Genomic DNA, 21204 nt, shown 5'->3' with positions numbered 1-21204 from the left:
TCCAATTGAAGGTTATGGTCTCAATCAGACTAGGCAAGGTTTTCTAACGCGGGCTGAAGCGACACGCGCCGGATTCAGTTCCGTCCCCGCCACCTGTTAAAAAGGTGACGAGGGCGATACTTTCAGCGTTTTCTAGCCAGCTGCTTCGCCGTGGCGCGAGCTTACGCTTCAGTGCAGTATGTCGACCGTGATCGACGAGGCCGACCAGCGTTCGCTTCTTTTCCCTGACTCGGGATCGGATCAGGTCAGGCCTCTGCCTGTTCGTTCGCTTGGTTCTTGCGCCAGCGGATGCCTGCGTTAATGAAGCCGTCAATGTCACCATCGAAAACGTTCTGCGGGCTACCGGATTCGAACTGGGTACGAAGGTCTTTCACCATCGTGTAGGGCTGGAGAACGTAGGAACGCATCTGGTCACCCCACGATGCCTTCACATCACCGGCGAGTTCCTTCTTCTTCGCCTGTTCTTCTTCATGACGAAGAACAAGAAGTCGGGATTGGAGGACTCGAAGAGCGGCCGCCCGGTTCTGAATCTGCGACTTTTCGTCCTGCATCGACACGACAATGCCGGTTGGAATGTGCGTCATACGAACAGCGGAGTCGGTCGTGTTCACGGACTGACCACCGGGACCGGACGAGCGGAAGACGTCGATCTTCAGTTCGTTTTCCGGAATTTCGATATGGTCGGTGGATTCGATCAGCGGGATAACTTCGACTGCCGCGAAGGAGGTCTGGCGACGCCCCTGATTGTCGAAGGGGCTGATTCGGACCAGACGGTGAGTGCCTGCTTCAACCGAGAGGGTGCCGTAGGCGTAGGGAGCCTGGACTTCGAAGGTTGCCGACTTCAAGCCAGCTTCTTCGGCATAAGACGTATCCATCACCTTGGTCGGGTAGCCGTGGCGTTCTGCCCAACGCAGGTACATACGAAGCAGAATCTCTGCGAAGTCAGCGGCATCAACACCACCTGCGCCGGAGCGGATCGTGATGACAGCATTGCGCTCGTCGTACTCACCATCAAGCAGGGTACGAATTTCAAGGTCGGAGATATCGGCCTTCAACGTGACAAGATCTCCGTCGGCTTCTTCCAGGATCTCTGCGGATTCTTCAGGATCTTCACCTGCCATTTCAACCATGGCTTCAAGATCATCGATGCGATCCACCATCTTGGTCACGCGATCGAGTTCGCTTTGACGATGGCTGAGGGCCGAGGTCACTTCCTGGGCGTGTGACGGGTCATCCCACAAATCGGGGGCCGTTGCCTGCTTCTCGAGGTCTTCAATTTGGCTACGGAGCTTATCGGGTTGGACGACCGCGAGGACGTTCTCCATAGTCGTACGCAGGTTCTGGATCTCTTCTGAAAATTCTGTAGCCACGCCACTACACTAGTCGATTCAGAGCATCTGGTAGATACACCACCGCCCAGTAGCGGTATGAGGTTCAACCTACACACCGCCACCAGGCAGGGTTTGAAGCGTTCAGATGCTCACAATACGGCTAATCAGATCAGACCAAAATCAACCATCGAGTCAGCAACCTTCAGGAAGCCTGCAAGGTTTGCGCCAGCAACATAGTCTCCGGCCACACCGTATTCTTCAGCAGTTGCAACCGAGTTTGCGTGGATGTTCACCATGATCTGATGAAGCTTCGCGTCGGTTTCCTCGAACGTCCACTGCGTACGACCCGAGTTCTGTTGCATTTCCAGAGCGGAGGTGGCAACACCACCCGCGTTCGACGCCTTGCCGGGAGCGTAGGCAACACCCGCGGACTGCAGGGCTTCAATCGCTTCCGGGGTGGTCGGCATGTTTGCGCCCTCGGCGACCAGCTGGACGCCGTTCTTAATCAGGGTGTTCGCGGCCTCAACGGGGAGTTCGTTCTGAGTTGCACACGGCAGAGCGACATCACACGGCAGATCCCAGATGGAACCGCCCGAAACAAATCGCGCCGACGAACGCTCGCTGGCATAGTCGGAAACGCGGCCTCGTTGAACTTCCTTGATGTCCTTCAAAAGTGCAACGTCGATGCCAGCCTCATCCACCACGTAGCCGGAGGAGTCCGAGACGGCGATGACAGTCGCGCCCAGCTGCTGAGCCTTTTCAGTCGCGTAGATGGCAACGTTCCCGGAGCCGGAAACGACGACCTTCTTGCCGTCGAACGAGGTGCCCTTCGACTTCAGCATTTCCTCGGCAAAGTAGACCAAGCCGTAGCCGGTTGCTTCGGTACGCGCGAAGGAACCGCCCCAGTTCAGCCCCTTGCCCGTCAGGACACCCGCATCGTAACGGTTGGTGATGCGCTTGTACTGGCCGAAGAGGTAGCCGATCTCGCGGCCACCAACACCGATGTCACCTGCGGGAACGTCGGTGTCGGGACCGATGTGGCGGTAGAGCTCAGTCATGAAGGACTGGCAGAAACGCATGACCTCAGCATCGGACTTACCCTTCGGGTCGAAGTCGGAGCCACCTTTGCCACCACCAATCGGCAGGCCGGTCAGGGAGTTCTTGAAGATCTGTTCGAAGCCAAGGAACTTAATGATCGACAGGTTGACGGACGGGTGGAAGCGCAGACCGCCCTTGTACGGGCCGATCGCGGAATTGAACTCAACGCGGTAGCCACGGTTCACCTGGATCTTGCCGTTGTCGTCCATCCAAGGGACACGGAACATGATCTGGCGTTCCGGTTCGACAACGCGCTTAAAGATCTCAAGGTCAGCGTATTCAGGCTTGCGTTCGGCAAGCGGAGCAATCGTCAGCAGGACCTCGTAGACGGCCTGGTGGAATTCGGGCTGACCCGGGTCGCGGGCAACAACGGCCTCGTAAACAGGTCGAAGAGTGTCGGACAAACGATTCATATCAAGTGTGCTCATGCCCTAATTATGGGCACGTATTACACATACTTGACCATCCCTTTCCACATATTGACCCCTTCAAGAAAGATCACATACTTTGAACCTCTTCCCGAACCGGCCACTCACTACGGTATTCAGCCAAATCATCGGCGAGGCCGGCCTCGTCGACCACAAAAACCTGACGAAGCGCAAGCCGCACCATCGCTTCAGGCACACACCCATGTACCGTTAAACTGTGATGCGCCCAAAAACTCCGCTTGAACTTGCTGCCCTAGCGACCGCCGCTGTCCCCGGACTTTCCGTTGCGGGTCTGCGCGAACCACAATTTGCCGACGAGGTTCTTTCCGTCACCGGCATCATCGATTCAGCCGGCAATAAATGGACCGTCACCTGCCCGCACTCCAGCGTCGGCGGACTCGATTTGGACGCTCAGTCAGGCGTCCTCACCCGGCTGGCGAAAGCAAAAGACGCGAAGAAAATCCCCTTCGACGTCCCGCGAATCCACGGCACAACCCTGACCCCTGAAGGTGATCGTGTCATCGTCCACCAAGACCTTGGCGGGCACCCGATGAGCGACGACGACTTCGACAATCCGAACCTTCTTCCCGCTTCGCTCGGTAAAGCCCTTGCAGCACTTCACAACCTTCCTCCGGTCATTTACACCGGCATTAACCTGCCCGCATACTCCGTCTCTGAATGTCGCGAACGCCATCTGGCGATGCTTGACGAGGTGGCGTCTCAGGTCCTGATTCCCGCGAACCTCTGGAACCGTTGGGAAGCAGCCCTTGAGGATCTGTCATTGTGGCGCTTCCCCGCAGCCCCGATCCACGGCGATATTCAAGGCAATTCCGTCATCGTCGAAGCGGGCATTGTTCGCGCGATGACTGGCTTCACTTCTGCGCACGTCGGCGATCCCGCTCAGGACATCGCGTGGGTTCTTGCGTCTGCATCGGATGCTTTCTTGGAGCGTTTTCGCGCCGCATATTCTCAGGAACGAACGGTTGCTGATCTGCAGTTATTTACTCGTGCGCAACTGTTGTCTGAGCTTGCTATTGTGCGCTGGCTGGTTCACGGCTTGCACGCGGAAGACCGAAGCATCATTTCTGACGCGCGCCACATGCTCAGTGAGCTTTCAACAGATCTGGGGGACGCGCAAATCGTTGAACGCCCGCATGCGCATGTTGCTCAGACACAGGATTCTCAGGCTTCTGATTCTGGCACTACCGCACCTTCCGCCCCATCGCCTGCATCTTCTGCTTCCGTGCCGTCGCCTTCCGTCTCCTCTGCCTCCGATTCTGCTTCTTCTTCGCGCCGGGCACCAGCTTTCTCCACGTCCTCCTTTGCTGGCGCAGAGCTTGCGAACCAGAAGACTGAGGTCATTGATTTCAACGTCGTAGCAGGCCGCCTCGGCGCCGCCAATCTTTCAGATTCTGACGATTACTCGGATTCGGACGACTACGCAGCCCCGGATCGTTGTGCCGACGATGACTCTTACTCCGAAGTCGATGCTGATTGTGATCAGGACGCGCCCGAAGAAAAGGCGAGTCTTGCAACACGATTTGGTTTGCCAGCATCACTTTTCACCAGGTTTGGGCGTCATGGGCGTCACGGGCACGACGTTGAAACGTTGCTTGCGGACTACGACGATGCCAATAAGCGCGTAGATGATGACCGCGCAGATAATGACGATCCGCAACAGTCCGGTTCTCAGTCAGAATCCGATTCGGCTTCCACGTCTTCGGTTCCCTCGCCTTCGTCCGTCTTACGCGCTTCTACCGATGTGAACGAGGCTCCGACTGAGCGCCTGCACTTCTTGGATCAGGAGTAATGGCCAGAGACTGAAGCAAGTTCCGGCGAAGCATATTTGGCGCATTTGTTCGTGCCCACGCGGTGTCCGTGTGGGCACGAACTGTCGTGTGGGCACGAACTGTATTTTGCGCCTAGGCCCGCTTCAAGGTCCTTTTCACTTCGTCTTCTAGGCTTTCTTCGAGGCCTGCACCACCTAGTTTCACCAGATCATCAAGGGAAACAGTTGTGTTAGCGTCCACGAAGGCAAGCATCGGAGTGATTGATTCTTCCGCGAGCCCGGTGAGTTGCGACCAGGCCAGCCGGTAGAGGCGGAGCTGAGTCGCGTAGTAACGCAGTGTTTCCTTCTTCGTGTTCCTGTGTGGAGCCCGCCCCGTCTTCCAGTCGACGATGATTGTTTTACCGTGTTTATCTTCGAAGACAGCGTCGATCCTGCCATTGACTGAAATATCAGCGACCTTGACGCTGAATGCTTCTTCGATGGCGATCGGTGTGCCCGTTTTGACGATGGGAAGCTCGACGAAGTTGTCCTGCATGTGTCGCAATCGGGCGCGTTCGTGATCATCAAGGGTCTCGATCCCAGCAACGGGCTCATCGCGTTCTTCTGGGCTGGCAAGATGCAGTTGTCGTTCAACCCACGCGTGGAAAATCGTTCCAAGCGTTGCGCTGTCGCTGGGTTGAGCGGGCATGGGTCTGCGCATATCCAGAGCAAACGCGTCGATGTCTTCGAGCATCTTTGAAACCGAGGTTGCCGGAATATGATCCTGGCGGATCACCATGGTTTCTTTGCTTGATGCAAGTCGATGTTCCTCAATGAGCGCTGTCACGTCTTTAACGCGCTGAGATTCACCCAAGGCGTCGAGCAGTTCGAAGACGTCGGCGTCCGTTTTCAGCTCTGCTTGAGCTTGTCGCACGCGCTGGGCTCCTTTGGCAACCGCTTGACGTGATGGACCAATTTCGAAGGGGAAGTAGATGGTGTCTTCCTCACTGTCTTGCGCAAACGACTCCGATGTTGGAGCTTCGGGAATGACGTCGTTTAAGCCGTCGATTCGTTTTTGAAGTTCCTGCAACTCGTTGCCGTCTTTGACATCCACGTTTCCGTTTGCCCACACGACTTGCCCTGTCGCCAAGGTCTGTTCGAAGTCTTCGATCATCGCATGCCGTGATGCCATGAGGTAGCGGGAAGGGTTTCGTAGGGTTTTGCTCTCATCCAGCCACGAGCCGATGAGGAGTTGCGTGTGGCGTGCTCGTGTCATTGCCACGTATGCCAGACGACGTTCTTCCCTTTCTACGTGTGCACCAAGTTCCGGCCCATACACGGTCTTTAACCACTTTGAGAATCCTGCGGATGGGGTGCGTCCGTTAGAAACATCAATGGTGAAAGGTGGGAGGTCGCCATAGTCACCTCGCAACGGATGCGGGAGTTCTTCAGGAGCCATGACCCAGCCGGTTTGGGCTGGAGGCTCGTCCCGCCAATACACGCTCTTGCTACGGTGCGAGGGGAAAATTGTATCGGACATTCCAAAGACAATGACGCTATCCCATTCCAGGCCTTTGGATCCGTGCACTGTCAGGATCTGCACTGCGGACGGGTCCGGTTGAACGTCAACGCCTTTGAGCCCTGCCGGATCGCTTTCTGCAACGTTCAGCCATTCGACAAGACCAGCAAGAGTGGGGTTATCAACGCTTGATTCGTATTCTGCAATCTGGTCGATAAAGGCATCGAGCGATTCCCTAGCACCTGAACCCAGCGGGTCGGCGATCGCATCATCGAGGATCCCCATGATCTGGCTTGCTCGTTCTGCGAGTTCAACCAGCCCATGCCCACGCAACGAGCGTAGTTTTCGCAGGCGCTCTCCGAGGCGAAGAACGCGACGATATCCACCTTCAGAGAACGATGGACCATCAAGCGCCTCCGTCTGCGCATCCGATTCTTGAGGAGCATCGTTGGCACTCTCTGCAACGGAATCGGATTGTGACGATCCCGCTTGACGATTCGTAGACGTCCATCCCACTTCCGGAGGAGAATCAACGGCTGACAGAAGCACGCCCTCATACGGAGTTCCTCTGCTCTTACGGTTCAGACGGCTTGCCCACTGCCCCAGCAAACGCAGGTCGGACGCTCCGATATCTTCACGAACAAGGAGTCTCAACAGGGCAGGAGATGCATCTACTGAGTTCGTAATCTCGAGGGCTGCACGCAGGTCAGCAACAACCGGTTGTTCCAGCAGTCCGCCGAGCCCGAGAACTTGGGTGGGAATGCCATGCTCGCGAAGTGCGCGGTCAATGGGAAGAAAGTGGCTCTTCTTGCGACAGAGAATGCCGATCTTCCACTCACTCCGATGGGTATTGCGAAGGCGTTGCACGTAGTCAACAACGTGCGCGATCTGAGCATCGCGATCAGCTTCATAGGCAATTTCAACATCGCCTTCAGTTGCCAATGTAGATTCGACGAGGACCGGAGACGTTGCAGCATGCGAATGTGAGCGAAGCGGTTTTGCCACTTCGTTGGCGCATACAAGGATCTGACGATCGTTACGCCACGCGGTTGATAGCGTCAGAGTCTGTTCCGGCTTGGGTTCTTCAGAACAGAAACGTTCCATGAATGATTCTAGCGAGGATGCCGAAGCACCTCTCCAGCCGTAGATTGCTTGGTTCGGGTCGCCGACGGCAGTCACCGCCTGGTCTTTGAAGAGCGTTGACAGGAGTTCCATCTGGATGACAGAGGTGTCCTGGAATTCATCGAGCAGAACAAGCCCATATTCTTTACGAATCTGTTGAACAACATCGGGCACGGTATTCACGATTCGAGTGGCCAGGATCAGCTGGTCCGAAAAATCCATGACTCCGAGTTCACGCTTACGGCGTTGGAACTGGGCAATGGGATCAAGGAGGGCGATACGAAGCTGGTTACGCGCCTGCACCTTACGTGCGTCTTCGTTAGAATCGCCGACCTCGGTGAGTTCCGCTCCGAATTGTCCCAACTGTTCGCGAGCTTGTTCGATGCTGAGTCCATGCTCCCCCAACTGTCCGTTGAGGCTCAACGCCGTCGTGACCGCAGACGAAATCGTGATGTTCTCATCGAGGCGTTTCGGCCAATTCGTCATGATGTCTGTCATCAGCTGAACCGAACCAGCTTGGCTGAGCATTGTGACGTCAGGATTCAAGCCGATCCGTAAACCGTGTTCGCTGACAATCTGCCCCGCGAAGGCGTTGTAGGTCATTGATGTCGGTTCTTCATGCGGGTCGATCATCTTTGTTTTCGCAGAAGAATCATCATCGTTGCTGATCTTTTCCTTTTCGGAAGCTCCGATGCCAATGCTGAGTTTCTTCAATCGTGAACGTAGACGATCTTTCAGTTCACCTGCGGCTTTCTTTGTGAAAGTCAGGCCCAGAACACGCGACGCTGTGATGTCCGGTTCGTTGGCAACCGCCCAGAGAACGCGCATTGCCATCGTTTCCGTTTTGCCCGAACCCGCGCCAGCAACGACCAGCAGCGGGTGTAGAGGTGATTCGATGACTTTAATTTGCTCTGGGGTCGGATGGATTTTGGGGTTAATCAGTCGCTGGATCTCTTCAGCGCTATAGACATGCTGTGTCATTGTTCAGTCCACCGTCCTTCGACCGCTGTCTTGTGCAGGACATGAGCGCGCAAACACGCACCGTGAGCACTTCGTATTATCTGGTTTCGCCTGCAAGCGAATGCCACGCGCGATTTCTCCTGCGCTTTGAATAACGGCATGCCAGGCGCATTTTTCGTCTTCGTCAAGAACGCTTTGCGTGCGCTCTTGCAGTTTCTTTGCCAGAAAGACCAGCTTGGCACCGTTGACTTCACTGGCCTGACGGTCAAGCCCTAGGTCTGCACCGTTTGCGATCATCTGAGCGAGAGCAATCTGATAGATCGCCAGCTGAGCGTGATCTTTTGCTTCTTGTTTGGTCGCAACTTTTCCTGTTTTAAAGTCAACAATGTGAACGCGACCATCGGGGTCAACCTCAAGGCGATCCAGGCGTCCACGGATCGTGACGCCATCCATGTCGACTTCGATCGCCCGTTCGGTAGCAATCTCAATGTCGTGCGGACATTGCGCGAGGTATTCAGCAAGATGCTCAACCTTGTCGAGGGCGGCATCTTTAAACTCAATTCCGCCCCAGGTCTGCATATCGATATCGATTCTTTCTAGCTCCTGGAGCAGGTGGGATTGGAGTTCTTCTGTGCTCCCGCGAGGGAAGACTTCAGCAAGCTCGTGGACTATTTGCCCAACTGATTGAGCATTCGTGGCACGAGGCTGCGCACCGATAGACGAGAAGAACCAGCGAAGAGGACAATCCATCATCGCTTCGATACGCGACGGAGAAAGAACAACGCGTTGAGAGGCAATGCGTTGCTGGGAAGTCAGCGGACCTTCACCAGTCCATTCATCGGGGTCCGCCGAGGAAATGCCTTCTCGAGCCAAAAGAGCAAGAAGAGATGCTGCCGTCGATTCGTCTTCGCTTTCATCGGGCGCAGATGCAGCACGACGGAGTTCAGCGATCTGACCTTCGAGGTTCAAAGGAGCAGGTGCCGGAGTCGGAACTGCTATGTCACCGCCCTCTTGGCCTTCAGGATTCACAAGAATCGCGTAAAAGCGTGAAGGCGCATAGTCTTCAGCGACGACAACACCAAGATGCAGATATGTTGAACATCGAGAAACTGCGGCTGCCAGCAGACGACGTTCGTCATCAAGGACAGCTCTGCGCGCCACCTGAGGTTCATCGAGAAGAACACGCCCATTCGCGCCGTCACCTGTCCTACCTAAAGCAACATCCGCCAGCAGGTCACCACGCATCGCGCGTGTGCGCAGGCGCGTATTTGGCCACACACCGTCTTGCAACCCCATGAGGACGACTACGCTCCAATGGCGACCCATCGCTTGTGCCGGAGTAATCACACGGACACCGTCAGGCCGTACTGCAACGCGACTGATCGTATCGATGGGGACAGTGTGATCAAGCAGTTCTTTTGCAAAATCGCGGGCGTTCCCATCAGGGTTACGTTGCTCCCAGACGTCTGCCACGCGCATCAGGGAGAGAACAGCGTCCAGCTGGTCGTCGTACCACGATGAGTCCTGATCATTGGCTAGAGCGCGCTCTTTCCAGTCGTCACCAACATTTGCCGCATCCCACAGCGTCCATAGAAGCTGACGTGGACGCTGTTCTTGATCCGTTGAAATGCCCCACATCTGCGCCGCGCGTTGCAATTCCGGCGGAACAAAACCGATGTCCTCGTTCGTCAAAAGATCCGGCTGGCTCATCAACGTGGAAGCCGTAACCAGCGGAGCATCCTGGACGCTTGCACCCATCCATGCGCTGACCCGTTGAAGAAGCGAATAGAGTTTCATCCCATCGCATTGGATCAGTGGTGAATAAATAAGAGCCTCTGCACATTCATCGCCACGCGCCTGCGGGTGAGAACTCATCAGCTCAAGAAGAATGCGAGTTGTTGCAATACTCCGGAAATCGAAGGCAGTAGAGTGCGAGGTAACTGGGATTCCACCGCGACGTAAATAGCGACGAGTTTCTTCAGCGAGGGCCTCTGATCTGACGATGACGACCTGATCCTCCCACGCAATCTTGTCGTGCAAGAAGTGGGCACGCAGGGCATGCGATACGTGTGCACCAAGCTGCGCGTATGAGCCACCAACGTGGGTGATTACCTTGCCGTCGAGCTTCTGAGCCTGCGGAGCAACCCCGCATTGACGCCGAGGACTGTCGTCCGAATGCGCAATGCCCTGGGCGATCACCTTGTAGCGTTCACGCAGAACGGGCGCGGTTGTGTACACGTCACCCAGCTCATGAGAATTCAGATGGAGCGTCTTTTCAAGGCGACCGTCCAAATGGGGCTCACCACCACGGTACGTAGCGACGGCAACATCTGAGTCAGCAAAAGCGACAATACGACTACCCAGCTGATGCAGTTGGGCGAGCAGAGTGATCGTGGATGCCGTACAGTCCTGCAGGTCGTCGACGATGACGAGGTCAGGAAGTGGCCGTTTGCCCGTGATACCCAGAGAAGCAGCTTTGTCCTGCCACTGTCCAAGAACATCTGCTGCCAGGGCTTGGATACGAGAAATGTCAACCGCCAGTGTGCCCTGATACTCAAGAGCGAATTGAGGTTGTTCAAGGTAGCGTCGGAGCAGTTCACCGGCTGCGACCCACTGGGGTTTATCAAAGTCATGACCGGCGCGACTGAGCGCGATACCGTCCATTCCGGCTTCACCCGCGCGCGAAAACAGATCCCTGAGTTCATCGCGGAAAGCAGACATTCCGCGCATTTCCTGCGAGATTGAGTCCGGCCATGCAATATCAGCTGATTCTAGTAGATCTTGGATCAGCTGATCCTGCATTGCGCCGGTGACAAGCTCAATGCCACCCAGGGGTTCTTGACGTTCAACGCGCCACTGATTCACAATCCGATACGCGAAAGCTGACAGGGTACGAACAGGTCGAAGAGTACGGGGAGCAAAAAACTGAGCCCGAGGGGTCATGATCTGCGCACGAACGCGGTCAGGAACAATGATGACGGCATCTTCGCCTTTTTCAATTGCACGGCGGAAGACTTCTAACGCACATGTCGACCGCCCCGAACCTGGCGCACCACGAACGATAAGAGAATGCATTTCCGCTGAATCGCATGCCTGTTTCTGAGCATGATTCAGCGGCGGAATATCCGCCCATCCATGCGGGCGCGTAGCAATCTGTACGTTTATTTCGCTCATAGGGTAATCATCTCAGGAGGCATGTAGAAACCAATGTGCATAGCATTAAAGTCAGGTTCGAAAAACAGATCACTCATTGAGTGAAGGAGTGGGTATGAATATCATCGTCGGCGTTCGCGAAAGCACTCGTGAACTGCATCTTGAGTTGGATCTGACCGCTGATGAGCTGACTGCAAAGGTCGCTCAAGCGCTCACAGGCGACTCTCTTCTGGATCTGACGGACGCCGAGGGCGCTCGTTATCTTGTGCCCGGACACGCGCTGACTTTCGTGCAGATTGCCGACGAGCCCAAGCGGCGCGTTGGCTTCATGATCTGAAGCCCGGTCTTCATACACTGAACGCTCTTCCGCAGCTCGCAGAAGAGCGTTCAGGTGTGTCAGGCTGAGAGTTGACGCTGTTAGGCCTTCAGATGAATCTGCTCCATACGTTCACCGTGACGCTTGGTGACGAATGCGACGATCGCATCAACAGTGTCGGGGTCTTGGCCAAGGGCGGGGTGCGTAAACAGTGTTGCGCGCACTAGAGCGAATGCTTCACCTGCGACGCGTCGCGCCCACAAGGACAGGCGGGCGCCGAGTTGCTCGTCTGCGGAGATCAGCGGAGCGATATTGTCACGAACCCACTCCCCCTGCGTGACATCCCAGTTTCCGGCTTCTTCGATGAAGAGTTCGTGCCGGCTAGCGATTTCGCCGAGCAGGTCAGAGATGATTCCCATGGTCACGTAGGTTTTCACTGAGCGTTCGAACCATGTTGTCGGGCGTGTGCGAGCATCCAGATCGTCGTAGAGACCGTTGTACTGCCCAGCTGCTGCAGGCAGGTCGATGTCACGGTTCGTACACCAGGCTTCAAGCTGGGTGAAGAGTTCAAAAGCCCGTGCGGACATACGCGCATGCTCGATATGGGCTTCGATGGTCGGCGCTTGATCGCCGTCCTTTGACAGTCGCGTCATTGCGGCGAGTGCCGTGAACGCGAGCAGACCGATTACTTCAATATCTGCGGCTTCAACCGCACCGTTTTCAGTAGCCATGTTCTCAGCCTAGCCTCGTCTGCACTCCCCCGATATCTCAATCGCGAAGACGGATGTCCACGCAACCTGCGCACTTTCCCCACCCCGTGCGCATACTGAACGTGCGCACCCGGGCGGTCGGGGTGGCCTCGTGAATGTAGTGTGACCATATCCTCGGGCTGAAAACTGAGATGCCAACGTACAATGGGAGTGACCATAGCTGACCGGTCGCTTTGAATACCACGTTTTTGCGCGCGCTTGGCGCCTCGATAATGCGCGATCGGCTGCTACCCCCACCCCGGCGTTTCCGGGAGAGAAGGCAGATCGTGACTTCCACGAATACCCAGGGCACCAATGTGCCCGTTGAAAAAAATGACGAGGCCACCGCATTCACTCAAGTAGCTGACGTGCAGGAGGCAAGCAAGCCGAAAACCGTTGAATACTCCGCAGGCGTTGTCCGCCTAGGCACTATTGTTCCGGTCGCTGTTGAACCCGAAGCAACGCCGGACGTTGTGGACACGGGCGACGAGGATCTTGAGCACAAGTCCTTCGCTGATTTTGGCGTGACCGACCCGATCGTTGACGCGCTGGAAGATAAGGGAATCACGCACCCGTTCCCAATTCAGGCGCTGACGCTTCCGCCGGCTCTTGATCGCCACGACATTATTGGTCAGGCGAAGACGGGTACGGGCAAGACGCTCGGTTTCGGTATTCCGGTTCTGGAAGACGTTATTGCTCCTGATGAAGAGGGCTATGACGAATTGCTGAACCCGAACATGCCTCAGGCTCTGATCATCCTGCCGACACGCGAGCTGACGAAGCAGGTTGCCACTGACCTGCGCGAGGCTGCCGCCTACCTGTCGACACGCATCGTGGAAATTTACGGTGGTGTCGCGTTCGAACCTCAGATCGAGGCGTTGAAAAAGGGCGCGGACATTGTTGTGGGCACGCCCGGTCGTCTGATTGACCTGCTCCGAAAGGGTGTTCTGCATCTGAACGGTGCCGAGACGGTCGTTTTGGATGAGGCCGACGAGATGCTCGACCTGGGCTTCCTGCCCGACGTTGAGACGTTGCTTGCACGCACTCCCGCGAACCGCCACACGATGCTGTTCTCGGCAACCATGCCCGGCCCGGTTGTGGCTTTGGCTCGTAAGTTCATGGAACAGCCGACGCACATTCGCGCTCAAGATCCCGAGGATCAGAACCAGACCGTGAACTCCGTCAAGCAGGTGATTTACCGTGTTCACGCAATGGATAAGGTCGAGGTTGTCGCGCGAATCCTCCAGTCTGAGGGCCGTGGCCGTTCGATCATTTTCTGTCGCACGAAGCGCACTGCTGCCCGCCTTGGCGAGGATCTGACGGAGCGTGGTTTCGCAGTTGGTTCGTTGCACGGTGACTTGGGTCAGGGTGCTCGTGAGCAGGCTCTGCGTGCTTTCCGTAATGGCAAGGTGGACGTGCTCGTTGCCACCGACGTTGCTGCACGAGGCATCGACGTTGACGACGTCACCCACGTCATTAACTACCAGTGCCCCGAAGACGAGAAGATTTATATCCACCGTATTGGCCGTACCGGTCGCGCGGGACATTCGGGCGTCGCGGTCACGTTCGTGGACTGGGATGATACACCGCGTTGGTCATTGATTTCGAAGGCGTTGGGCTTGGGGGTTCCAGAACCGCTGGAGACCTACCACACCTCTCACCACCTATTCACCGACCTTGATATTGCGCCGGACACCACGGGTCGCCTGCCACGCGCACAGCGTAAGCTTGCGGGCTTGAACGCCGAGGTCCTAGAGGACTTGGGTGGTTCTTCATCGCGTGGCGCTCACGGTTCACGAGGCCGCTCTGGCCGTTCGGGTGCTCGCTCCGGTTCGGGGCGCGGAGGTAGCAAGGGTGGATCCGGTTCGAGGGGTCGCTCGCACTCACCGGAACGTAATCGTCGTTCAAAGGACGGGGATCGCGAGTTCCATGCGGGCCAGCAGGGTCGTTCTGACCGTGGAACGAAGGGGCGTGGTCGTGGCAACCACACGCAGGTTCCGCGCACTGAGGGCTCAGCGCCGAAGGCTCGGCGTCAGCGTGTGCGCCGTCGTAAGGACAAGGGTGGCAGCGCCTAAAATTGCGAGCATACAAACCCAGACGAAAGAATATCAAGAGTTCTGGCAACCGATTCCCCAAATAATAATTTCAGTTCAGAAAAACAACATCAGAGCTGGAAGCACACTTAAATGCAATACGTCTTGGGGGCAGGGCGCATTTGCGCCCTACCCCCAAGGTCTGTGCGAGACCTCGTCGATTATGACGAAGCCCGACAGTCGAAAACCGAAACTAACGCACCGACGTGTGGCACTCAATCGAACGCACACCCCACCATGCGACACCGATTGCCAGCAACACCGCCCCTACGGGCGCACCAATGCCGACAAACTGCGGATCCGTATCAGCTAACAGCGCGTTCACCAGGTCCGTGACCCAAAAGCCAAAACGTAACTCGCCCGTGTTGACATCCATCATCAGCGGGAAGAACGCCATCGCAACAAAGGACACCACCTGATTCGCCAGATAGAGGATCACGAAACCCACTATCGCAGCTCCAAAGCCATGCTTCTGCCAACGCTCGCGAGCACTCAAGCTCATTCCAGCAGCGACCTCAAGAACAATCGTCACCAACTGCACTACAACAGCCACCACAGCGAACCAGACAATCCAGCTCGGAAGATCCCAAATAACAGCGGTGCGATGCCAGAACTCCTGCACGCTCAGCTCCGCCTTGTGAGCCTTCAGTAGAGCCAGCACACCCCAGTTCACCAGGGTTAGCACGATCGCCACTAACGCATACGCCAAGGCAACCAGCACTTTCGACCAGAAAAGATCACGGCCACGAACCGGCAGCAAATGCGTAAAGTACGCCATCTGACCGTGCATACTCTTCCAATACGCCTGAGCCAGAACAAGTAGAACAGCAACCGGCATCATCGGAGCCACAAGCAGAGCAAAGCTACTAGAAAAGCCTGAAAACACGGGGAAATCAACAGCGACTGCCACGAAGGCAACAAGGCACATGACCTGCAGGATGCCTAACGTTTGTGCAACCCGCTTTGCGTTCTCACGCAATTCATACCCAAACAACGTACCAAACATCAGCGGTACTCCTTCTTGAAAATACCCTCCAGCGACATGCCGTAGTCGGCTCGCAGATCGTCCACATTCGCGTGAACAAGCACCGTACCCGCTCGCATCATGATGACGTCATCCAGAATCTGCTCCACGTCAGCAATCAAATGAGTGGAAATCACCATCGCCGAATCTGGGTTAAAATCGCGCAGAATCCCCTGCATGATCGTGTCACGCACCGCTGGATCCACACCCGACAGAGGCTCGTCCAACAGGTACAGCTCAGCACTGCGTGCCATCAGCAGAGCAATCTGTAGTTTCTCCCCCATGCCCTTCGACATGGACTTCAGCTGCTGATCCGCTTGCAATCCGAAGTAGTCGATTCCTTCACGCGCCTTCTCAGCCGAGAAATCCGAATAGAAACGCGAGTACACGTCAATCGCTTTATTCGCATCCCACATCGGATCCAAGAAATCCGAAGCGGGAAGGAATGCGACGTGTGCCTTCGTGGTGGCTCCTGGCTTCTCACCTTCGATCAGGACAGTCCCGTCCCAATCGGAAAGAACGCCCGCCATGATCTTCAGTAGCGTCGTTTTACCACAACCGTTTTCGCCGACCAAGCCGGTGATTGTGCCCGGCTTGAGCTCAAAATTCACACCTTGCAGGGCAGTCGCGCCACCCGCATAGGTTTTCGTCAGGTTTTCCACCTGAACAACTGCATGTGTTGATGTCATTGCGCATCACCTTCGCGTGCTGTGCGTTCGATGTCGGTCCACTGTTCAGCAAGCAACTCCTGCGCCCGATCGAGACTCAGCCCGAGTTGCGTGACAGTAGTGATGTGATCGCGAGTTGCATCGAGGGCGAGCTCTGCCCTGGTCACATCGATCACGTGTTGGTCCGCGGTGACGAAACGCCCCTGCGCACGTTCAGCTTCGGTCAGTCCCTGACGATCTAATTCGCCGAGGGCACGCTGGATCGTGTTCGGGTTAACTCCCGCTTGTAGTGCGAGTTCGCGGACACTAGGAATCTTCGAGGACGGTGGCCAGGTTCCGGACACGATATTGATCCGAAACGTTTCAACTAGCTGGACCCAAATTGGTCGAGAATCATCGATACTCACACCCCCTCCTTCCTGTATCGCTGTATTAATACAGTAATACTATGACAGTCCGCGAGACACTGTGTCAAGCGCTTAATACAGACGCGGAGGGTGGGTGCTCTACTCGTTCGGTATACGAGGCAACGAAATCAGGCTCTCAGCAGAGATAACAGCGCCTCACACGACCAAACCCGACAGCAGGAGCCACGTACACGACCGACAACGTCATACGAGGCAACGAAACCGGGAACCACTGCAAACAGCGTGAAAATATCGCTTCACACGGTCAAACCTGCCCCCAAACACCCCACGCAGAGGCACACACCCCAGCAGGCATCCCGCCACCCACCTGACCGCACACAGAAAACTGCGGGGGCAAGCCCTCTCGGACCTGCCCCCGCAGCCAAAGCCAGCGAGAGAAGCTAGCAGAAACTAGCGCGTCACCAGATCAGTCGATCGGCGTTGCGTCGAGCTTCCAGACCTCGTTCGCATAGTCGGTGATCGTACGGTCAGACGAGAAGCGACCGGACTGAGCGATGTTGACCCACACCTTGCGCGCCCAAGCGCGCGCATCGCGGTAGTCGGTGGCCATGCGATCCTTCGCGTCTCGGTAGGCCGCGAAGTCGCCGAGGACGTAGTAGACGTCAGCGGGCTCGTAGCCGGCTTCGAGAAGCGACCAGCGCAGATCGTGGAACCAACCGGAACCGCGGTCATCCAAGGTACCGTCGGTCAGAGCGTCGAGGACTCGCTTGAGGCCGGGGACGTTCTCGTAGTGCCAGCGCGGATCGTAGTTCTGACGTAGCTCGGGAAGTTCGTCTTCGGTGGCGCCGAAGATGTAGGCGTTCTCATCACCGACGGCGTCAAGAATCTCAACGTTTGCACCATCGAGAGTGCCGAGGGTCAGGGCGCCGTTCATCATGAACTTCATGTTCGACGTGCCCGACGCTTCCTTACCCGCAGTAGAGATCTGCTCGGAGATGTCGGCTGCCGGGATAATGTGCTCAGCAGGAGACACATTGTAGTTATGGATGAAGACGACCTTGATGCGACCGTTGATGTCTTCGTCGTTGTTGACCAGGTCAGCGATCGTGTTGATCAGCTTGATAACACCCTTTGCGCGGATGTAGCCGGGGGCTGCTTTTGCGCCGAAGACAAAGACGCGCTTCGGGACGTCCAGCGTCGGATCATCCTTGATGCGGAAGTACAGGTCAAGGATGTACAGAGCATTCAACAGCTGGCGCTTGTATTCGTGCAGGCGCTTGATCTGAACATCGAAGATGGCGTCGGGATCAATGTCAACGCCTTCACGTTCCTTGACCCACGCCGCGAAGTCAACCTTGTTGGCGTGTTTGATCGAGGTGAGTTCGTCCAGAACATCCTCGGAAGCGGAGTCAACGTAGCGAGACAGGACGGAGAGGTCCGTGACCCATTCGTCAGAGCCGGTGACGCGATCGAGAAGAGATGCGAGGCGAGGGTTGCACTGCTTCAGCCAACGACGCGGAGTGACACCGTTCGTCTTGTTGTTGAAGCGCTCGGGCCAGATGTCGTGCCATTCCTTGAGGGTTTCGCGCTTGATGATCTCGGTGTGCAGGGCCGCAACACCGTTGATCGAGTAGGCGGCGTAGCAGGCGATCCATGCCATGCGGACCGTGTTGCCGGAAACCGGTGCCATGTAGTCGATGGTCGACTGTTCCAGACCACGTTCTGCCATCTCGATGCGGAAGCGACGGTCGATTTCGCGGACGATTTCGGCGATGCGCGGGAACAGACGGTCGAAGATCGTCATTTCCCAGGTTTCGAGGGCTTCGGCCAGAACCGTATGGTTCGTGTACGCGAAGGTCTTGGCGACGAGTGCCCAGGCGTCTTCCCAGCCGAGACCGTGCTCATCCATGAGCAAGCGCATGAGTTCCGGAATAGCCAGAACCGGGTGGGTGTCGTTCAACTGGATCGCATTGTACTTCGCGAAGTCGGTCAAATCCTTGCCGTGATGTTCGACGTAGTTGTCGACGATGGCCTGCAGGGATGCGGAGCAGAAGAAGTACTGCTGGCGAACGCGCAGGACCTTGCCTTCAAACGTGGTGTCGTTTGGGTAGAGGACGCGCGAGATGTCGTTGGTGCGTTCACGGTCGACGATAGCGTCGGTGAAGCGCTGCGAGTTGAAGGCGTCGTAGTCGAATTCCTCGACAGGCTCTGCACGCCAGAGGCGCAGAGTGTTGACATTCTTTGTGCCGTAGCCGGTGATCGGCATGTCGTAGGGTACTGCGCGGACGGTCAGGTCAGCGTAGGAAACGATGCGCTGGGCTTCTTCACGACGGATAACGAAGGGGTAGCCCTCTTCCATCCAGGGGTCCGGATGTTCGGTCTGGAATCCGTTGTCGAACAACTGCTTGAACAGGCCGTAGCGGTAGAGGATGCCGTAGCCGGCGACCGGCAGATCGAGCGTGGCGCAGGAATCGAGGAAGCAGGCCGCCAGACGGCCGAGGCCACCGTTACCGAGGGCCGCGTCCGGTTCTTCTTCGAGAACAACAGAGAGATCGTCGCCGTGTTCGGCGAGTGTGGCGCGCGCTTCGTCAACAAGGCCCAGGTTGGACAGGTTGTTCAGCAGAGCGCGCCCCATGAGGAACTCTGCGGAGAAGTAATGCTCTTGACGACCCTTGGCGTAGGTTTCGGTCGTTGTATCCCACGAGTCGGCAATCTGATCAACGACTGCGGCTGACAGGCCCTGCCAGAGCTCCATCTTCGTGGCTTTTGCGATCGGACGGCCAGAGACCGCGCGGACCTGCGTTGCCAGCGTCTGGCTGAGGTTCTGAGTCATAGGTACTCCCAGTGTTCAATGTTGTCGTGGCTCGTTTGCTGCTTTGGCAAAGACACCCTGGCTACGAGATTACCGACTATTTCTGGGCAATTTCGCCAAAAGTGGTCGTTTGAAAGGTGAGCCACAGTGGGAGTTTTCGCCCCACGTGGACTAGTGTAGCGCGTTTTACGGAAACGTTTCCGTTACCGGCGGGAATCAACCGAGTTTCACCCGAACAGATCCCAAAGGAACACACCCCTTATTCGAGGAAAAAGACCCTTAAACTGCCGCTTCAGCAATGAAATCGAAGATGCCACCCATGACCAGCTGAGTCGCGATAGCGGCCAAGAGAAGGCCCATGATCTTCGTCAGGAGCATGATGCCACCGGTGCCAAGCAAACGCGACAGGATCAGCGAGAAGTACATGGCGAACCACATAATCAGGTGAGCGACAACGACCGCCGACACGACGGCGATCCATCCCGCAAGAGAAGCGTGAGCCTGCGCGACGGACACCATGACGGCAACAATCGCGCCGGGGCCTGCCAGAAGTGGCGTGCCCAGCGGAACCAGGGCGACGTTGACGTTCGGGTCGCCAGTATCGGGCTCATCGCTGTCTTTGCCCATCAGCAGTTCCATTGCGACAAGGAACAGCAAGACACCGCCGGAAAGCTTCAGTGCCTCCATCGAAATTTGTAGGAGACGAAGAACCTGCTGGCCAAGAACGGCGAACGCCAAGATGATGCAGAAGGAAATAATCGTTGCCTGGCTGGCGGCTTTCTTTTGCGCCTGTGGCTTCAGGCGACCGGTTAAACCGAGGAAGATGGGGATCGCGCCGAAGGGATCGAGGATGACGATCAGGGTCGTAAACGTCGTCGCAAAAAGTGTGACATCAAAAAACGACGATGCGTTCACGGGCGAATTACCTCCATTGTTCCTGCGTCTTCAACCTGAGAAATTACTTCAGGATCCGTTAGATTCTCACCCAATTGGTTCGGTTTTCCCAAACCGTGGTAGTCAGATGAGCCGAAGATCGCAAGCCCCAGATCGTCGGCCAACCGTTGGACGGCCTCGCGGTCTTCAGCCTGATGGTCGCGGTGATCGCGTTCGATTCCGAAGAGCCCGGCATCCTTCATGTCGTAGATGACTTCGTCGGAGAACAAACGCTGGCGCGCACGCGCTTTCGGGTGCGCCAGAACAGGCACTCCCCCAGCCTTCAAAACAAGCTCTGTCGCTTCGACAGGATCCGGTGCCCAGTGGTGAACGAAGTAAGGACCGGACGGATGCAGGATCTTTTCAAAAGCCTGCGACCTGTTTTCAAAAACGCCGACTGCGACCAGAGCGTCGGCGATGTGAGGGCGACCGATTGGCCCACCATCGGGCGCAAATTCGAGGACCGTATCCCACGTAATCGGGTAGTCTTCCGCAAGGTTTTCAACCATCCGCTGGGCGCGAGTTTTGCGAGAATTTCGGGCTTTCTCGAAGCAATCAAGCAGTCCGGTGTTCGTGGGGTCCGGCAGATATGCCAGCAGGTGCACCGTAATTCCCGAGGCCGCGCATGACATTTCAACGCCTCGGATTAACGCGACGTGCGATTCTTTGACGCTCGCCTCACCTTCATCCCACCCGGCAAACGTGTCATGGTCGGTCAATCCGATCATGTCAAGACCAGCATCGCGAGCCTTGAAAAGCAGTTCAGTTGGCGTATCGGTGCCATCTGAATACGCGGTGTGAGTGTGGGAATCAATTCGGAGCATAAAACTGAGAGTATCGACCTTCGCCCGAAAGTGCCATC

At 56.4% G+C, this 21204-nt stretch carries 15 protein-coding genes; 3 read left to right on the top strand and 12 right to left on the bottom strand.

Annotated features, from left to right (window positions below; translation table 11 throughout):
• Positions 1 to 245: 245 nt before the first annotated feature.
• From prfB to QP381_RS04345, 3 genes are all read right to left on the bottom strand, one after another.
• A complete protein-coding gene (gene prfB / locus QP381_RS04355) occupies positions 246 to 1370 on the bottom strand; it encodes a peptide chain release factor 2 (RefSeq protein WP_006680929.1) in 1125 nt (374 codons plus the stop codon).
• A gap of 125 nt (positions 1371 to 1495) precedes the next feature.
• The gene (gdhA, locus tag QP381_RS04350) at positions 1496 to 2857 is read right to left on the bottom strand and encodes an NADP-specific glutamate dehydrogenase (RefSeq protein WP_103632380.1); all 1362 of its coding nucleotides are present in this window, start codon (positions 2855 to 2857) and stop codon (positions 1496 to 1498) included.
• A gap of 70 nt (positions 2858 to 2927) precedes the next feature.
• On the bottom strand, positions 2928 to 3053 hold the full coding sequence (locus tag QP381_RS04345; protein WP_279378228.1) for a hypothetical protein: 126 nt from the start codon (positions 3051 to 3053) through the stop codon (positions 2928 to 2930).
• A gap of 24 nt (positions 3054 to 3077) precedes the next feature.
• On the opposite strand from QP381_RS04345, the gene QP381_RS04340 reads away from it, so the two are divergent.
• Positions 3078 to 4667 carry a phosphotransferase gene (locus QP381_RS04340; RefSeq protein WP_006680927.1) on the top strand — a complete coding sequence of 530 codons (1590 nt, stop codon included), beginning with the start codon at positions 3078 to 3080 and terminating at the stop codon, positions 4665 to 4667.
• Between the two features lie 112 nt (positions 4668 to 4779).
• Here QP381_RS04340 and QP381_RS04335 read toward each other — a convergent pair whose 3' ends face one another.
• On the bottom strand, positions 4780 to 8247 hold the full coding sequence (locus QP381_RS04335) for an ATP-dependent helicase (protein WP_006680926.1): 3468 nt from the start codon (positions 8245 to 8247) through the stop codon (positions 4780 to 4782).
• A gap of 3 nt (positions 8248 to 8250) precedes the next feature.
• Positions 8251 to 11400, bottom strand: a complete 3150-nt coding sequence (locus QP381_RS04330; protein WP_285067960.1) for a PD-(D/E)XK nuclease family protein — start codon at positions 11398 to 11400, stop codon at positions 8251 to 8253.
• 94 nt (positions 11401 to 11494) lie between these two features.
• On the opposite strand from QP381_RS04330, the gene QP381_RS04325 reads away from it, so the two are divergent.
• Complete coding sequence (locus tag QP381_RS04325; protein ID WP_006680924.1) at positions 11495 to 11716, top strand: DUF3107 domain-containing protein; 222 nt, start codon at positions 11495 to 11497, stop codon at positions 11714 to 11716.
• Positions 11717 to 11796: 80 nt separating this feature from the next.
• Here QP381_RS04325 and QP381_RS04320 read toward each other — a convergent pair whose 3' ends face one another.
• Positions 11797 to 12426 (bottom strand): ferritin-like fold-containing protein, encoded by a 630-nt coding sequence (locus QP381_RS04320; RefSeq protein ID WP_006680923.1) that lies wholly within the window; start codon positions 12424 to 12426, stop codon positions 11797 to 11799.
• Positions 12427 to 12677: 251 nt separating this feature from the next.
• Between QP381_RS04320 and QP381_RS04315 the strand changes: the two genes are divergently transcribed.
• Complete coding sequence (locus tag QP381_RS04315) at positions 12678 to 14519, top strand: DEAD/DEAH box helicase (RefSeq protein ID WP_285067958.1); 1842 nt, start codon at positions 12678 to 12680, stop codon at positions 14517 to 14519.
• Between the two features lie 211 nt (positions 14520 to 14730).
• Here QP381_RS04315 and QP381_RS04310 read toward each other — a convergent pair whose 3' ends face one another.
• The 6 genes from QP381_RS04310 to QP381_RS04285 all read right to left on the bottom strand — a co-directional run bounded on the left by QP381_RS04310 (position 14731) and on the right by QP381_RS04285 (position 21166).
• Complete coding sequence (locus tag QP381_RS04310; protein WP_103632372.1) at positions 14731 to 15543, bottom strand: hypothetical protein; 813 nt, start codon at positions 15541 to 15543, stop codon at positions 14731 to 14733.
• Complete coding sequence (locus QP381_RS04305) at positions 15543 to 16250, bottom strand: ABC transporter ATP-binding protein (protein WP_285067951.1); 708 nt, start codon at positions 16248 to 16250, stop codon at positions 15543 to 15545. Before QP381_RS04305 ends, QP381_RS04310 begins: the two co-directional genes overlap by 1 nt.
• Complete coding sequence (locus tag QP381_RS04300) at positions 16247 to 16636, bottom strand: GntR family transcriptional regulator (RefSeq protein WP_103632370.1); 390 nt, start codon at positions 16634 to 16636, stop codon at positions 16247 to 16249. The genes QP381_RS04305 and QP381_RS04300 overlap by 4 nt, the downstream gene beginning before the upstream one ends.
• A gap of 427 nt (positions 16637 to 17063) precedes the next feature.
• Positions 17064 to 19430, bottom strand: a complete 2367-nt coding sequence (locus QP381_RS04295; RefSeq protein ID WP_285067948.1) for a glycogen/starch/alpha-glucan phosphorylase — start codon at positions 19428 to 19430, stop codon at positions 17064 to 17066.
• 258 nt (positions 19431 to 19688) lie between these two features.
• On the bottom strand, positions 19689 to 20324 hold the full coding sequence (locus tag QP381_RS04290; protein ID WP_006680914.1) for a MarC family protein: 636 nt from the start codon (positions 20322 to 20324) through the stop codon (positions 19689 to 19691).
• On the bottom strand, positions 20321 to 21166 hold the full coding sequence (locus tag QP381_RS04285; RefSeq protein ID WP_219585678.1) for a PHP domain-containing protein: 846 nt from the start codon (positions 21164 to 21166) through the stop codon (positions 20321 to 20323). The genes QP381_RS04290 and QP381_RS04285 overlap by 4 nt, the downstream gene beginning before the upstream one ends.
• Positions 21167 to 21204: the final 38 nt, after the last annotated feature.

This window comes from Pauljensenia sp. UMB6358, from assembly GCF_030216865.1.
Lineage (GTDB): Bacteria > Actinomycetota > Actinomycetes > Actinomycetales > Actinomycetaceae > Pauljensenia > Pauljensenia turicensis_A.
The sequence above is the reverse complement of the archived record's forward strand: the minus strand, read 5'-3'. Positions and strand labels throughout refer to the sequence as shown.

Coding starts and splice junctions, on each gene's coding strand:
- gdhA (WP_103632380.1), bottom strand. CDS start 2,857: ATGAGCACACTTGATATGAATCGTTTGTCCGACACTCTTCGACCTGTT.
- QP381_RS04340 (WP_006680927.1), top strand. CDS start 3,078: ATGCGCCCAAAAACTCCGCTTGAACTTGCTGCCCTAGCGACCGCCGCT.
- QP381_RS04335 (WP_006680926.1), bottom strand. CDS start 8,247: ATGACACAGCATGTCTATAGCGCTGAAGAGATCCAGCGACTGATTAAC.
- QP381_RS04330 (WP_285067960.1), bottom strand. CDS start 11,400: ATGAGCGAAATAAACGTACAGATTGCTACGCGCCCGCATGGATGGGCG.
- QP381_RS04325 (WP_006680924.1), top strand. CDS start 11,495: ATGAATATCATCGTCGGCGTTCGCGAAAGCACTCGTGAACTGCATCTT.
- QP381_RS04320 (WP_006680923.1), bottom strand. CDS start 12,426: ATGGCTACTGAAAACGGTGCGGTTGAAGCCGCAGATATTGAAGTAATC.
- QP381_RS04315 (WP_285067958.1), top strand. CDS start 12,678: ATGCGCGATCGGCTGCTACCCCCACCCCGGCGTTTCCGGGAGAGAAGG.
- QP381_RS04310 (WP_103632372.1), bottom strand. CDS start 15,543: ATGTTTGGTACGTTGTTTGGGTATGAATTGCGTGAGAACGCAAAGCGG.
- QP381_RS04305 (WP_285067951.1), bottom strand. CDS start 16,250: ATGACATCAACACATGCAGTTGTTCAGGTGGAAAACCTGACGAAAACC.
- QP381_RS04295 (WP_285067948.1), bottom strand. CDS start 19,430: ATGACTCAGAACCTCAGCCAGACGCTGGCAACGCAGGTCCGCGCGGTC.
- QP381_RS04285 (WP_219585678.1), bottom strand. CDS start 21,166: ATGCTCCGAATTGATTCCCACACTCACACCGCGTATTCAGATGGCACC.